A 15156-nucleotide genomic window follows, 5' to 3' on the forward strand; every position below is an offset into this window, starting at 1 on the left:
TCTTTCCTCCATCTGTTATGGTGTTGCTCCAACAGTCCAAACAATCGTCGCCTTATATTTCCCTAATTCACGAACCGCACCAGCTGGAACATCTAATTTAAATCCTCGCTCACCAGTCTTCCATTTGTCACTGACATCGTATTGACCTGTTGTCGTATGCGCATCTTCAACAATTGGCTGATTCTCATTATTCAAAATAATCTCACTTTCTTTTCCTTCACCCGTTCGATAGCGAATGGCTTCCGGTAAGATTTTTGCTCCCTCACCATCATTACTTGTCAAGTAAGATTCCAATTTCGCATCTAAAGTCCAATTCGTTAATTTTGTTCGATTATCCCAGATGATCAACTCTTTATCATACGCAGGTTTCTCTACACGAACACCAAAAATACCGGCATCCTGCAAACCAAAATCAATAGATTGAGGGGCAGAATAGATAAACAATGTACCTGAAAAAACGTATTGAACTGCATATTCTGTTTCGTTCACAGGAATAGCATCCTCTGGTATTGGTGTTTTTTGAATTTGATAATTTTGACCAATCAAAGTATCCAATACCGCCTTGACATCTGAGTTCTTTGTCAAATCGATTGTTCCACCAATATTTCCACTGACCGGAACAGTTTCGTGAATTTTTTTACCGGTATCATCAACAAATTCTACATTAACTGTCGAAACACTTTTAATGATTGTTACTTTGATGTTTTTCTCTACCTTAGCAGGTCCTTCACCATAACTTAGCGTTAATTGATAATCTCCACTAGCAACTGGAGTTCCAGGTGCTGCCGGTCCCGGTAAAGTACCTTTATCAATAGAAATTTGGGACGCATCCAACGAAGTAACAGTTGCATCATCGATTTCCCAAAGCGCTAGTTTCCCTTTTTCACGAATCATAGTCAAAATCGCTTCTTCTGAAGTCGGATAATCTTTCGCAGCTATACTGAAATCTCGACCATCTACTACATACTTATTGCTTGTTACCATCTCATCATTTTTGACAAAGATTGGAACAGTCACTTCTTCTGCATTTCCAGCCTCATCAGTTAAGATCACTACAAAACTAGCTGGTCCTACTTTTGAAACAGTATTCACTAGGTTTTGACCTGGTTTTAGCGTTACAGCAATTTTATCTTTAGCTGAAACATTATCCGACCAGTCTGTTAAATAAGCTGTATAGTCGGATGCATTTTCAATAGACGCATTATCCCCTAAATCAACAAATGTTAGCTTACCTGTCCCAGTTGGTTTGGTTCGATCATTAAACGTAACAGTGATCACTTTCGTTGTGTCTTTCAACTTTAATGTTATGTCATGCGCAACTTCTTCAGCATTTGTTACTTTAGATATATCGATGCTAAATAATGTTTCATCTGCTGTTACATCCGTCACATCGAGGATATTCCCGGCTTCATCTTTGACGAACTGCCATGCTTCAACTTTCCCTTTAGTAACAACTAAAGGACGTTGATCTTTGCTTGGCCAATCACTGTAATCCATTCTAAAGTCAGTACCCTTGATAATACCGTCTTCTCCCCAGTTGTAAGAATCATCAACTACATAAATAAACGTATCGTAATCTGCTGAATTCCCTGCTTCATCAGTCAAACGAATCTTGATTGTTTTTTTGCCCACAGTTGAAACAAGTGACGGAATATCCGTTGTTAAAAGTTTTGCAGTAATCTTTTCTTTTGGAGAAACGTTATCGGATATTGTCGTGAAAAATCCTTTCAAATCAACACTTGATCCAATGATGGCCTCTGCATCATTTAGTGTGACCTTCGTCAACTTGGCTGTAGCAATTGGGGGTTCAACATCCAAAACATTCAGTAAATGTTCAGTATTTGACTCAGCGATTACTGAATTATCAGGATTCAGTCCTTTTGGAGTAGCCTTTGTTTTTAATAGTTTAGAACTAGCAGAGGCATCAACTTGAGCTGTATAGACTAGCTTTAAAATACTGCCTTTGCTTCCTATCAATAAATCATCATCTGCCGTTTGAACAACAGCAAATGGTGTTTTTTGTGATACTACTGGTAACCCTAAATTCTTAGAATTACCGGTTGAATCAATCATCTCTGCTGAAACGGGCGTTACATTTTTATATAACGCATCTAATTCCGCATACAGTTTTGCTTGCTGCCAACGACTTAAATCATTCGTTAATTCTGATGTTATAGTAAAGCGAACTTCATCCAACGGTTTTGCTTGTTCACTTTTTTTCCACGAACCATCTGACTGTTTCACCTCTGAAACAACCTTCGTCATAAATTCAGGATTACTAAATTGCTTTACTGTAATCGGTACACTAATCTTCTCAGTCAAACCACTTTTGTCTCCTTTAATGACGACAATGACTGTCTCGTTGCCAACTGTTGAAAATGTCTTTTCGGAATCAAAGCCAATTACGCTAACTGTTTCTGAAGCAAAAACACCTTTTAAATTCGATACCAAATCCGCTGGATCCAAATCTTGTGTACTTGATCCGACCATTACTTCTTGCGGTACTGGATCAGCTGTTGGGGAACCGCCTAATTTTGTCTTAGCTATTCCTTCATTGATCTCACTTTGTCCATCTCCAGTAACATTGTAAACAGTCATTGGAATGTGTAAGTACCCATCACTTTGATAATATTTTTCCTTATCAACACCTGCAGTGAGTTTAGACGTAATCTGAAATTCATATGAATTATTAACAAATGATGCGCTACTTAGCGTACTCGCTGGAACAGTTACGACAAAACGATTATTAGGAATGTCTTTTGTAATCGTAAATTTCGAAGTAGTATTAGCTCCGTTCATATCTGTAACTGTCACGGTCGCCTGAGACAAATCAAAAATCTCATCAGCATTCATATACATCGTATATTGCTTAGGATAAAAAGAGGCATCTGATTGTTCTGGCATATCTTGAACAACAGTGTAATCAATTTTATTTTGATCTTCGTTGGTTTCTCCCAGAATTTGAGGCGGTGGAAGAATAATCCTCGTCATAGCTGACGTTTCATATTTCAAATAACCCACTGCTCCTGACGGTAAATCAATTGTTTGTTGCATAGAACCATCTGAATTAAATAGATACGTAAACTCCTGCGTTGCTTTTTCTCCACCAGAAGTCCCAACAAACCTAGTCGTTCCGGCACCCACATCACTGTAGATAATCTCACTATTTGAATACGTGTATAATCCTTGTAAAAAGGCACTGTCAGAATCAATCGTTAATCCCTTAAGATAATTCAATCGTTTCACATTCCACATTGCTTTCATGGGAATTTTTGTTGTAGTGCCACTTTTGAAGAAATCATATCTTATCCTCATTTGCGCATTAGTACCACGTGTATCGATTCTTAGAAAGTTTTCTTTTTGCGCATTACTACTTGTGGAAGTTGGGTAGTAGATATACGCAGTTGGATTCGCTGTAGAAGATGTATACGATTCGATCGTGGCGCGCAAATCTACAAATCCACCTTTATAAATCGCTACTTTATTCAATTGCACAAAGTTATTTCCTGTAATATCCCGTTTATCAAAGCGCGCGTAGTTCGCTCCTTCGCTTGTCGCTCCTGAAACTGTATAGGTCAATCTAGGTGTAATACGAAATAGTGTTGCATATTCTCCTGGTATTGGCGTAGCAGCTCCTGGATTGGCACTGTCCACCAAATTGACGTTGGGATAAGTGATCAATGACCCACTAGCGCGAGTAGTTGGTCCATCTGCGTAAGTAGAAATGCTTTCTTCCGCTTTTATTTCAGCTTTTTCAAAGTAAAGATACCCAGCTAAAATGCTCACCATACAAGCAGTTGTTATGATCCATTTTCTTTTCATTTTTTTCCTCCTTCCCCGTAAATTTAAAGCAATTTATTTCAAATTCTCTATTATTGAATATAATCCTCTTCAATAATAAAAAATTGAAAACTAGTTTAATCATGTTAGCAGCATGTACCCTTTAGAACGAATTGTTTTGATATATTGAGTAGAAGAATCACCATTCGCTATTTTTTGTCTTAAATGGTAAATAATGTTAGCAACTCGGTATCTCTTATCTCTGGCCGACCCATTCCAGACGTATTGATAAATTTCTTCATAAGTCAATGCCTGGCTCGGATGATTGCTTAACAATTCAATCGTTCGAAATTCTAACTGAGTTAAGCTCACTTCAATTTTTCCAGATAATAGAATGCTAAAATTAGATGGAATCAATTCAATTTTTTTCTTTTTCCCTACATTTTTCCCCTTAAATGAACGATCAGGAGAAAAATTGTTCTCCGTTGCGCTTTTAACATATCTATTTAGGTTATTCTGAATAAATAAGGAAAGTTCATCCGAATCGATCGTCTTGTTGATAATACCGTCCGCACCTAACTTCATATAGACAATCCTGGTAGATTTGTCCGCATTTTTCGACATTACCCAAATCAAAGCAGAACTTTGTTCCCGTATTGTTATAATGGATTCGCAAATCTTCCCTATCTGATTATCCATTTCCGTCTCTTCAATTATGAGAGCATCTAACTGTTCTACGCTGACTAACCATTTTTGTTTGTCCTGTAGATAATGAACCGTACATTCTGATTCTTCCAATGCATCTACATAGGTACAGTCTTCTACTTTATTATCTGCCGAAATAATTCCTACATTATACATTCACTGTCGCCCCTCTTTGATTCTATGTATTTTTTTGTCCATTCTTTCAAAAGTTAGTCATTATGTTTGCAGTAATCTAGAATAGTTTCTATACTGTTTATCTAGATATTAAAAACTTAGGAAAAGATTCTTGTTTTACGCTAAAACAAGAAATAAATGAATTCAGCCTTTATTTATGGGAATTATAGAACTTTATGACGGTAAAAATGACGGCGCGAAAAAACAAAAAAAAGCCAGCCTACAGAAAAAGGACTAACTTTTTAATAAAATAAATAATGGCATTACTACTCGTTTATGAAGAAGACAGAAATTGAATGTACATTATATAGAAGCTAATCTATCAATAGTCGTACGTTGTTCTTCAAGAAAAGAACTTGTATACGTATCCAATGTTAGCTTTATAGACGAATGACCCAGTAATGAACTAATTGCTGCGATATTCGCACCCAACTCTACACACCGAGTCGCAAAGGTATGACGAAGTGCGTGAAAAGGTACATTTAATAAACCTAGCTTCTGTTTTATGCGCTCAAAGCGATAACTAACAGTTCTAGGCTCGATAGAATTTGAACCATTGGCGACAACATAAGTAGAAGCTGACTGGTTCTTCCATTTTAATAAGATTCTTTTGATTTTTTTAGAGAGCGGGATTATTCGATCTGCATTCGTTGTTTTTGGCGCCGTTTCTACGATTTTTGTCAGGTGTCCTGAACCGCTAGGCAAAGCAATCCGTTGTTTGGTTCGGTGAACTCTTAAGATAGACGCTTCAAAATCTATATCTTCCCATTTCAGCGCACAGATTTCACCAATTCGCATACCCGTTTCTAATGCTAACAAAATAGGCAATCCTTTTGTCGATTTCAAACTCTCCGTTTCTACCTCTTTTTGCTGTTGTCGTGTTAGAGCTCGAACTTTTTGTTTCCCTATTTTAGGCAGTACTGTTCGTTCACAAGGGTTCAAAATAAGATATCCTCGTTCCTTAGCGGCCTCAAAGCAGCTTTTTACAATACGAAAAACAATATGGACAGAACTTGCCGCCAAATTTTTAGATAAACTCTTTACTAAACGATCGATATCTATTGCTGTTATTTTCTTTAATGGACGTTTTGCTAAAATTGGTAAAATATGTAATTGTAGCTTATTGCTGTAACTTGCATAAGTACTTTCTTTGATAGTTGGAGCCATGATGTCCGATAACCAAAATTGCGCCCACTCTCCAAATGTCCCTTGAAATTCTCTAGTATTCTTTGTGTAAAATAATCTTAACTGAATTTTTTTGTCTAGCATCTGGTCCTTGACTGCTCGGTATGAACGCGCATAAATGTACCCGTAGTAAATAGAGCCGTCTGCTTTTCTACCTTTCGGATATCTCCCCTCCCAACGACCATCTTTTCTTTTATATATATTTTCGCCTTTACTCAAAAAAATCAAATCCTTTCTTTCCTGACGGCGGAATTGACGGCGGAAAAAAACAACCGATCATTCAACTCATCATTTCGCTTATATCACATAAATAAAAAATAACCATCCTATTATTCTCATTTTTTTATATTATTCCTTAAAAAATTGAAAAAATAATAGTATGTTTTTTCGTCAACTCCCATTGATTTTCTTTCAAAAAACCAATACAATGAATTTGTTATACAAATAATTTCAAATAAATATCAAAAACATTTCTTGTTTTAGCGTAAAATAAGAAATGTTTTTTTGATTAAAATGGACCCTTTTCCACTTTCTGATAACTCATGACAGCAACAAAACTTTTCTATAGTTATTTATTTTTAGAGAAATAACTTCTTATTACTTATTTTCATCTTATAAAACATATATATATTATTTAAACTCTCTCTATTACACTTTATATAACCTTTGTATTTTTATAAAATCCCAACTTTAGCCTACTCTACATTATTTCTAATTATAAAACAACACATTTTATTTCACATAAAAATAACAGATAATCACATTATATAAAATATGATAAATAATGGGTCACTCGATTTTTTTATTTTATAGTTTTTTAAACATTAAGTTTTTAACGCCACTCATATAACAAACCAATAAGATTGGACAGAAGTATTTAACCCCGAGAAATAAGAAAGAATTCACGAAATTTATCCTCAAACTTTTGTAAATATCAGCTTTTTTTCGAATAAATGGTTGCTTCTGCTCCAACCATTTAATCAGATTCCTCGAGACTAAGATATGACTCGTAGAGTTATTTCTCAGTCTCTTTCCTATTTCAAAATAACTATTCGAAACGAAAATTGATTTTAATTGAAGGACTTATCTACAGTTTCATGATAGACTCTAAGTGCGGATATACAAGCATTATGATACATGACGAATCGAATTATTCCCTGAAGGAGATAACTATGGAAATTCAATTAAATGTGCTTATCACAGAAACAAAAACAAGCATTGAATTGAGCAACAACCAAGGAATTATTACGATTATTGAAAACAGCGATAAAATTGTACTCGATCAACCAGCTATCTATATTTTATTTAAAGATGATACAATCACTTCAATAGGAAAATCAGAAGCTGGCACTTTCCAAAACGAGGTAGATTATAACACAATAATCACTATCGCTCCGTCGTGGGATATCGAATTGGATTATTTAGCGCAGCAGTTCATTCTAGAAGCCAAAGATAATGGCATCCAGTTGACTATCCCTTCACAACTAGAAACAAAGATCCCTACAAGTTATCAAAAGACAGTCTCTACTTATAAAGACGAAGTTTTATTCATCTTAAAAAGATTCGGCTATCTTTTAAAACACAATGAAGAACCTAAAAAAGCCAACGCCAAACCTGCTAAAGCACGTCACAAATGGACCAAAGAGGTTAGTCAAATCGACTTTTTTGTTGATACAAGAGAGAGTAAAGCAACCGTTCTTTGGCACAAGAGAAATGAAATGCTTCTAAAATCTGGGGCTACTATGATGGCAAATCCACCACTTAACAAAGACGGGTCGCTAGGCTTTTCTGCAAAAATGGGGCAAAGAATTCGAGAAGACCATAAAGACAAAGTTAAAAACAATGTGACGACAGAAGACATCATTTTAAAAAGTGTCAATGAAGTAGGGTTGTTTTTATATTTTGGTGGAACAAATAGTTGGCTTGAGCTGGTTGATGCTTCTGGGAAAACATTGAACGAGTGGACAGCTGTTGAGTAAGTATAGTTCTATCTTTTAAGATTGATATAGCACAAAAACTCTTTTGGTGATTTATACATCAAAAGAGTTTTTTTAGCATTTTTCAGACAAAATTACGCAACTGTCTTATTTCGTACAGCTATCCTTTGTGGGTAAAAAAGTTCCTTGCTACAATAACAGTGTAACAAATCAAAAACCAGGAGGGATCTTTATGAAGTACGTAAGTGGGAACTATGAAGCATTTGCAAGAAGCAGAAAACCTGACGGTGTGGATGGTAAAAATGCCTATATCGTTGGCGCAGGCTTAGCTGGTTTAGCAGCAGCAGTCTTTTTGATTCGTGACGGACACATGAAAGGTGAACATATCCATATTTTTGAGGAACTATCCTTATCAGGCGGTTCGTTGGACGGAAAATTTATTCCCCATGATGGTTTTGTTACACGAGGTGGACGTGAAATGGAGAATCATTTTGAATGTTTGTGGGATCTTTTCCGTTCCGTTCCTTCTTTAGAAGTAGAGGATGCTTCAGTATTAGACGAATTTTACTGGCTGGATCATGACGACCCTAACTCTTCAAACTGTCGTATCATTTACAATCGAGGCGAACGTGCCTCAGATGATGGTGAATTTACTCTCTCTAAAAAAGCGCAAAAAGAACTCGTTGATTTATTTATGACCTCAGAAGATAACCTAATTGGGAAACGAATCGAAGATGTCTTTACCGAAGAATTTTTTGATTCTAATTTTTGGTTATATTGGTGTACGATGTTCGCTTTTGAAAAATGGCACTCTGCTATTGAAATGAGACGCTACGTGATGCGCTTTATTCATCATATTAAAGGATTACCAGATTTCACTGCTTTAAAATTTACACGCTACAATCAATTTGAATCGTTAGTCAAACCATTGTTAGCCTTTTTAGACGAAAATGGTGTAGATTTCCAATATGAAACAAAAATCAATGATATCAAAGTGGATATCACCGAAGAAACAAAAGTTGCGAAAAGTATCTTACTAACCAGAGCTGGCAAAACAGAAGAAATTCACTTAACCGAAAATGACTTGGTTTTCGTAACAAATGGTTCAATCACTGAAAGTTCAACAGAGGGCGACCACCATACACCCGCACCGATTACACACGATTTAGGCGGTAGTTGGAACCTTTGGAAAAATTTAGCGAAACAATCTTCAGAATTTGGAAATCCCGATGTCTTTTGTGAGAATTTACCAGCAGAAAGCTGGTTCGTTTCTGCTACTGTAACATGGGAAAACTTTGATATCGAGCCTTACATTTCTAGACTGACACACCGTAAATTGCGAACAGGAAAAATCGTGACTGGTGGGATCATTACGATCAAAGACTCCAACTGGTTAATGAGTTTTGCGATGCATCGCCAACCTCACTTTAAAGAACAAACTGAACAACAATCGATCACTTGGGTATATGGTTTACTATCAAATACTCCAGGAAATTATATTAAAAAACCAATCGAACAATGTTCTGGTGAAGAAATTGCACAAGAGTTGATGTATCATTTAGGCGTTCCGGAGGAAGATATCATCAAATTTGCGCAACATTCATGTACGGCAATTCCAGTTTATATGCCATTTATCACCTCTTACTTTATGCTACGTGAACCAGGAGACCGGCCGTTAGTCATTCCTAACGGTTCTAAAAACTTAGCGTTTATCGGAAACTTCGCAGAAACAGAGCGAGATACCGTCTTCACTACTGAATACTCTGTTAGAACTGCGATGGAAGCTGTTTATCAATTATTAGACGTTGAACGTGGCGTCCCAGAAGTTTTTGCATCAGCTTACGATTTACGGACTTTGGCAAATTCTGTTTACTATTTATCTGATAAGAAAAAATTAACTGAAATGGAATTACCTTTTGTAGAACGTAAAATTGTTGAAAAGTTCGTTGATAAAACGAAAGATACGTATATTGGGGATATTTTGAAAGATGCTGATTTGATTTAGATCATCAGCTCTTGTTACAAAATAGTTGAATACAAATGGTTAGACTACTTGTTTCTAGTTCTTTTAGAACACGAGTAGTCTATTTTTGATTTATGAAAAAATTTATAGTTTGTTTATAGTTTATTTACTCTCCGTTTACTCACTTGAAGTAAGATTAATTAGTAGAAATACCTATTACACAATAAAAAATGGAGGTTTTACAAATGGCTAATCACGTAAAATTTAAGGACAGCTATGTTTATGTTTTATTTACAGTATTGTTTACATTGCTTGCTGTAACGAACGGCTCAAAGGTCTTTGCATCAGAGTTTGAACCAAACCAAGTTCTCGGTTCAACTAATTGGGAAGGAACATTCGTTTACGATGCACAAGGAAATGACGTAACCAGTCAAAATAGTAATTTTATCGGACGAGCAAAATATGACGCAACTACGAATCGCTATGAGTTTTTTGACAAGCAAACCAATGTTTCTAGAGGGGATAAAGGGGTATTCTTCGTTACACCAGACGGTAAAAAAAGAATCTTACTCTCAGAACTTGGTTATCGAGCAGTTGTTGATATGGTCAGATTAGACAAAGATATGTTTACTTATCGTAGAGAAGGTGTGCAAAAGGATGGCTCAAATGGCTTCGTTTTTGTAGAACATATTCCTTATAGTGGGGAATTAACCTTTACATCCCAACCACCTGTCCGCTCTAAAGAAACAGGTACAATCATCAAAGATCAACCAGGGATAGATATTCTTAGTTCCACTTTTTGGCAAGGAACAAAAGCACTTGATGAGAATGGCAATGATGTTTCTGAATACAATAGAGGGTATCTAGGCTTAGCCCGTTACGATAACAAATCAGGAAGATACGAATTCTTTGATACAGAAGGTAAATCAAGAGGTGATTTCGGTTATTACGATGTTATTCTTGATAATAAAGAAAGAACACATATTTCTGTAGGCAGTAACTATGCCGCAACATTAGAATTAACAGAATTAAACAGCGGACGATTCACCTATGCTAGAAATGGAAAAGATGCAACTGGTCAAGATATTACGATTACGGTTGAGCATGAACCATACACAGGAGCACTACCTTTAGACTTTACTTTTAACCCAGCTAACGAGTTGATCGTGATGCCTCCGATTAAAACAGAAGAAGATGCAGAAGGTTCTGCGAAAAGTAATGCGATTGTCGAAGTAGAAAACCTTACCACAGCGGGTACCGTTAAATTTAGTGAAAATGCGGCGACTGAAGCAAGTATTATTTTTGAAAAGCTAAACACAAAAGATAATCCATCTACTTTGAACGAAAAAGAAGCTGGAAAAGCTACAGTCAGTGTCCTTGACACACGAAAAGGGGCTGGCGAAAAAGATGAATGGACAGTCAAAACAAAGTTAACAGATGGCCCTTTTGGAAATAAAGGCTTTCTATTAAATAAACTAGGCGTTAGTTTAGAACCTTCAACACAAGATAGCACACTAACACCAAATGCTAAGGTGACAATGAATGATAGTGAGGAACATCAAGCCTTTACAATCGGTTATCAAGAAGGCAATAATGAAAGAAAAACACTGACACTAAATCCTCAATTAATAATCGGACAAAGTAGTTTATTACAATCAGGCGTATATGGCGCTAATATCACTTGGACATTGACACCAAAAGTATAAACTAAACACTTAGAGACTAAGGCATAACTCCTTGAGTTAGAACCTTGGTCTCTTATCAAATTTTTTTATAAAGGAGTCTAGAAAATGAACGCCAAAAGCCTATCCCATTCCCTACTATTTTTATTAGCCAGTCTATTTCTCCTACTTATGTTTCCTAATACAGCTTCAGCACAGGAAACTGCTTACTACCTAAAGCCATTGATTCCAGAAAATCAGATAGAAAATACGGAGGATTATTTTAATATCGCCACATCCTCCGCAATTGATCAAACCCTTGAATTATTGATTGTAAACGAATCAGCTGAGGAAAAAGAGATGAACGTAACCATTTTGGATGGAATGACCACAAAAGATGGTGCAATCAGCTATGCTGTAGATCATAAATACGATCCAGCCCAACAATATAAACTCTCACAAATTGCTAAAGTGGAACAACAAGAAATAACCGTTGAAGCAAATAGCACACAACTAGTAAGCGTCGTTTTAAAAGCTGAATTGAAGAACTTTGACGGGACAATCTTAGGAGCAGTCAATGTGAGCGAAAAGACCACAGAACAGCCTAACGAAGGCATAAATAATACTTTTGCCTATAACATCCCCATTAAAATTCGAGTAAATAAAGAAACTAAGAATAGTCAAATGAACTATAAAGGTATAAATTTAGTAAATAACAAACCTGAACGATTTATAGACGTGTCTTTCCAAAACCCCATACCAACTATCATCCGGGATCTAACTCTTTCATTTGAAATTTATAAAAAGGGGCAACCTACGAAGATTCTTTTTAAAAACAGTATGACTGGTATCGAAATAGCGCCAAATAGTCTGTTTTCCCCCGAATTATCCCTTACAAATTCCAAGCTAAAAGCAGGTAATTATGTATTAAAAACCACTGGAAAATCTGAGGGGATCAATGAAGTTTGGGAAAGTGACTTTACAATTTCACAATCCGATTCACGTACGATTAATGAAGGTTTGGACGTATTGAATGAAGACAATAGAGCTTGGCTCATACTTGCTAGCATTGTTGCCTTACTCATTTTAGGAGGATTTGGGTATGTGTTTTACAAAAGAAAAAAGTAAAGCCTTGATAACCATCTTTCTAACCTCGATAATCAGTTTATTTTATTATCCTAACACTGCAAATAGCGAAACCATTGTAAGCGAAGTGACTGTCGAAGTTCATAGAGATACTTCAACTCTAGAACAAGTTGTCCAGGGTATTCTTCCAAAAACAAATGAAGAGCTAGGACTTTTTTTAAGTTGGATCGGTGGATTCCTACTCATAGGATTTGTTGTTTTGATCTCGTTTTATTTTGTACACAATAAATACAGCTAAATATAAATCAGATTACTCCTTATTTAGCATCCTGTGAAATTCAATGGCATATAGAATTGACGTAGCAATCATATTGTGTTTATTTAACACAATTTTCTTTGAAATTCTTGATGAATACTCATGGGAAGCTCCAATTCTTCTTTATATCCAGCTTTTATTCGCATTTAGGGTGTGAAACAAAAGTGATTTTTACTTTTGTCCACACCCACACACTCAACCAACGATTGCTAAAAATCATATTCCGCTTCTTTTTGCTGAATCATTGTTTGATACGTATCCAGTAATAAGAAAAAGTCATCCACGAATCGATCCAATCGAAATTCAATATCGGGATTTTTAATTTCTTGGCGAATGATATCTTGATCTGTAATAAACACATAATTCGGCACTAAATTAGCTTTCATATAGCTTAGTACTGGGCGGATTTGTTGCTCCGGAATCAAAAAGTGTTTCTCTGACCCCGCAGTGACGATCATTCCTGCTACTTTATTGCGGAAAGCATTGAGTGGCAACATATCAAACAAATTCTTCAATGTTCCAGGCATCGATGCTTGGAAAATCGGCGTGCCAATAATCAAGCCATCTGCCTCCATGATTTTTTTCAATGCCGCCCCAACTTCGCCTTCGTGCTGAAGATATTCCCGTCCATCAGCGAATGGAAATTGGATTTCAGAAAAATCAATCACGTCTATTTCCACATCTTTACGCACTTTTTTTATGTTATTGATCGTATAATTGACAGCCACTCTTGATTTACTACCAAAAGCGGAGCCGATTATTGCAACTATTTTCATCACTATTCATCCTATTCTTTGGTATACTTTTTAACTTCTGGCATCACTTTGGTCGCAATCAATTCAATATTTTTCTTCACTAGATCCAGCGGTACACCGCCAAAATCGATTTGTGCCATAAAACGTTGATGTCCGTATAACTCGTATTGATACAGCATCTTCTCGATGATTTCATTGACGCCGCCGACCATTAGCGTATCTCTAGTATCTTGTGATTGAGCAAAATGTTGTTTAGGATATGTTCCACCACGAATCGCTGACCAACCGGCATTTAAAAATGGATACATTTCTTTACGCGCTTGGCTACCAGTCTCTGCAACATAAAATAAACTTGTTGTCGCAAGAGGAAATTCTGTTTCTTCATAGCCTGCTTCTTTCAATGACAAACGATACGCATCCACTGCTCGTTTGAAAATCGGTGCAGGTCCTGCTAATGTCGTCAACATCATTGGAATACCGTCTAATCCAGCCTTGATCGCACTATCTGCTGGACCACCCACTGCACGCCAAACAGGTAAATGTCCACGAAGCGGTTGGGGTAAAATTTCTGCATTCTGTAACGGTGCACGAAATGCGCCTTCCCAGTTCATTCGTTTATTTGGTGTCGCTTCATTCAATAATTTTAACAAGTGCATTTTTTCTTCAAACAGTTCTTCATAATCTTTTAAATCAAATCCAAGAAGTTCGTAAACACCAACACGTGAACCTCGACCCGCCACTATTTCAGCGCGACCATTTGAAATTAAATCTAACGTGGCATATTCTTCATACACTCGGACTGGATCGTTGGTACTTAAAACTGTCACTGAACTAGAAATCTTAATGTCTTTTGTTTGCGCTGCGATTGCTGATAGAATCACTTGGTTTGCTTGCCCGATAAAATGACTTTGATGGCTTTCACCAACACCAAACACGTCGATGCCTGCTTCGTCAGCAAACTTTGCTGCTTCGATAATATCATTGATTCGTTGTTGCTCGCTGATCAGCTTTCCTGTCATTGGATTTTTAACGTGATCTCCTAGTGAATATAACCCGATTTCCATGCCTTTTGAAGAATCGATTCCGAATTTTTCGTTCATTTTTTTATTCATTTTCCTACACTCCTTTTTCATGCTCTAACTATTGTTATGATTTCATCAATTTTTTGCTGATTTTTGCTAGTTGAAGTACTTCTTGCTTCGTTAAATTATCAAATGCGGATGCTTGCAGCTTACTTTGGACAATAAAGCAATTGTCTAGTTGCTGTTGTCCTTTACCCGTCAGGGAAATGTATTTTTCCTTCCATTCTTGTTGGCGTGTGATCCAGCCATCCGTTTCAAACTGTTTGATCATTTGCGAAACACCGCCCTTGGAGATAAGTAATTTCTCCCCTAGTTCCTTTTGCGTGATTGGTTGGTTTTCCTGAATCTGATGAAGCATATCAAACTTTGAAGCATTTAGGTCATATTGTTTTAAAAACTCATTGGACTGGAGATTGCTTTTTTGAACAAACTGCAAGATGGACATCCAACAACTTAATTTTACTTTTTCTGTAAGTGATAGTTTTTCCATTTTTCTGAACCTCCTTTTAGTT

The 15156-nt window shown here is 36.4% G+C and carries 11 protein-coding genes; 5 read left to right on the forward strand and 6 right to left on the reverse strand.

The window, feature by feature from the left end:
* Positions 1-15: 15 nt before the first annotated feature.
* The 3 genes from BCR22_RS02595 to BCR22_RS02605 form a co-directional block, all read right to left on the reverse strand.
* Complete coding sequence (locus BCR22_RS02595) at positions 16-3822, reverse strand: WxL domain-containing protein (RefSeq protein WP_069653441.1); 3807 nt, start codon at positions 3820-3822, stop codon at positions 16-18.
* 99 nt (positions 3823-3921) lie between these two features.
* The gene (locus tag BCR22_RS02600; RefSeq protein ID WP_069653442.1) at positions 3922-4641 is read right to left on the reverse strand and encodes a response regulator transcription factor; all 720 of its coding nucleotides are present in this window, start codon (positions 4639-4641) and stop codon (positions 3922-3924) included.
* A 321-nt stretch (positions 4642-4962) separates the two neighbouring features.
* Positions 4963-6063, reverse strand: a complete 1101-nt coding sequence (locus BCR22_RS02605; protein ID WP_069653486.1) for a tyrosine-type recombinase/integrase — start codon at positions 6061-6063, stop codon at positions 4963-4965.
* Positions 6064-7016: 953 nt separating this feature from the next.
* Between BCR22_RS02605 and BCR22_RS02610 the strand changes: the two genes are divergently transcribed.
* From BCR22_RS02610 to BCR22_RS02630, 5 genes are all read left to right on the forward strand, one after another.
* Positions 7017-7823, forward strand: coding sequence for a hypothetical protein (locus tag BCR22_RS02610; protein ID WP_069653443.1), 807 nt, complete (start codon positions 7017-7019; stop codon positions 7821-7823).
* 190 nt (positions 7824-8013) lie between these two features.
* Positions 8014-9786, forward strand: a complete 1773-nt coding sequence (locus BCR22_RS02615; protein WP_069653444.1) for an oleate hydratase — start codon at positions 8014-8016, stop codon at positions 9784-9786.
* A 203-nt stretch (positions 9787-9989) separates the two neighbouring features.
* The gene (locus BCR22_RS02620; RefSeq protein ID WP_069653445.1) at positions 9990-11450 is read left to right on the forward strand and encodes a DUF4822 domain-containing protein; all 1461 of its coding nucleotides are present in this window, start codon (positions 9990-9992) and stop codon (positions 11448-11450) included.
* An 84-nt stretch (positions 11451-11534) separates the two neighbouring features.
* Positions 11535-12533: a WxLIP family cell surface protein gene (locus BCR22_RS02625; protein ID WP_069653446.1), complete on the forward strand. Its 999-nt coding sequence runs from the start codon at positions 11535-11537 to the stop codon at positions 12531-12533.
* A complete protein-coding gene (locus tag BCR22_RS02630; RefSeq protein WP_069653447.1) occupies positions 12508-12789 on the forward strand; it encodes an LPXTG cell wall anchor domain-containing protein in 282 nt (93 codons plus the stop codon). The genes BCR22_RS02625 and BCR22_RS02630 overlap by 26 nt, the downstream gene beginning before the upstream one ends.
* A gap of 227 nt (positions 12790-13016) precedes the next feature.
* Here the strand turns inward: BCR22_RS02630 and BCR22_RS02635 are convergent, their stop codons facing one another.
* Genes BCR22_RS02635 through BCR22_RS02645 form a run of 3 tightly spaced genes read right to left on the reverse strand, consistent with a single transcriptional unit; the run spans position 13017 to position 15134 of the window.
* Positions 13017-13583 (reverse strand): NADPH-dependent FMN reductase, encoded by a 567-nt coding sequence (locus tag BCR22_RS02635; protein ID WP_069653448.1) that lies wholly within the window; start codon positions 13581-13583, stop codon positions 13017-13019.
* 11 nt (positions 13584-13594) lie between these two features.
* Positions 13595-14674, reverse strand: coding sequence for an LLM class flavin-dependent oxidoreductase (locus BCR22_RS02640; RefSeq protein WP_069653449.1), 1080 nt, complete (start codon positions 14672-14674; stop codon positions 13595-13597).
* Between the two features lie 34 nt (positions 14675-14708).
* Positions 14709-15134, reverse strand: coding sequence for a MarR family winged helix-turn-helix transcriptional regulator (locus BCR22_RS02645; protein ID WP_069653450.1), 426 nt, complete (start codon positions 15132-15134; stop codon positions 14709-14711).
* Between the last annotated feature and the right edge of the window lie 22 nt (positions 15135-15156).

The sequence above is a fragment of the Enterococcus plantarum genome (assembly GCF_001730295.1).
GTDB lineage: Bacteria > Bacillota > Bacilli > Lactobacillales > Enterococcaceae > Enterococcus_L > Enterococcus_L plantarum.

Bases quoted from the DNA above. Each gene is read 5' to 3' on its own strand.
- BCR22_RS02595 (WP_069653441.1), bottom strand. From the start codon at position 3,822: ATGAAAAGAAAATGGATCATAACAACTGCTTGTATGGTGAGCATTTTA.
- BCR22_RS02600 (WP_069653442.1), bottom strand. From the start codon at position 4,641: ATGTATAATGTAGGAATTATTTCGGCAGATAATAAAGTAGAAGACTGT.
- BCR22_RS02610 (WP_069653443.1), top strand. From the start codon at position 7,017: ATGGAAATTCAATTAAATGTGCTTATCACAGAAACAAAAACAAGCATT.
- BCR22_RS02615 (WP_069653444.1), top strand. From the start codon at position 8,014: ATGAAGTACGTAAGTGGGAACTATGAAGCATTTGCAAGAAGCAGAAAA.
- BCR22_RS02620 (WP_069653445.1), top strand. From the start codon at position 9,990: ATGGCTAATCACGTAAAATTTAAGGACAGCTATGTTTATGTTTTATTT.
- BCR22_RS02625 (WP_069653446.1), top strand. From the start codon at position 11,535: ATGAACGCCAAAAGCCTATCCCATTCCCTACTATTTTTATTAGCCAGT.
- BCR22_RS02630 (WP_069653447.1), top strand. From the start codon at position 12,508: ATGTGTTTTACAAAAGAAAAAAGTAAAGCCTTGATAACCATCTTTCTA.
- BCR22_RS02635 (WP_069653448.1), bottom strand. From the start codon at position 13,583: ATGAAAATAGTTGCAATAATCGGCTCCGCTTTTGGTAGTAAATCAAGA.
- BCR22_RS02640 (WP_069653449.1), bottom strand. From the start codon at position 14,674: ATGAATAAAAAAATGAACGAAAAATTCGGAATCGATTCTTCAAAAGGC.
- BCR22_RS02645 (WP_069653450.1), bottom strand. From the start codon at position 15,134: ATGGAAAAACTATCACTTACAGAAAAAGTAAAATTAAGTTGTTGGATG.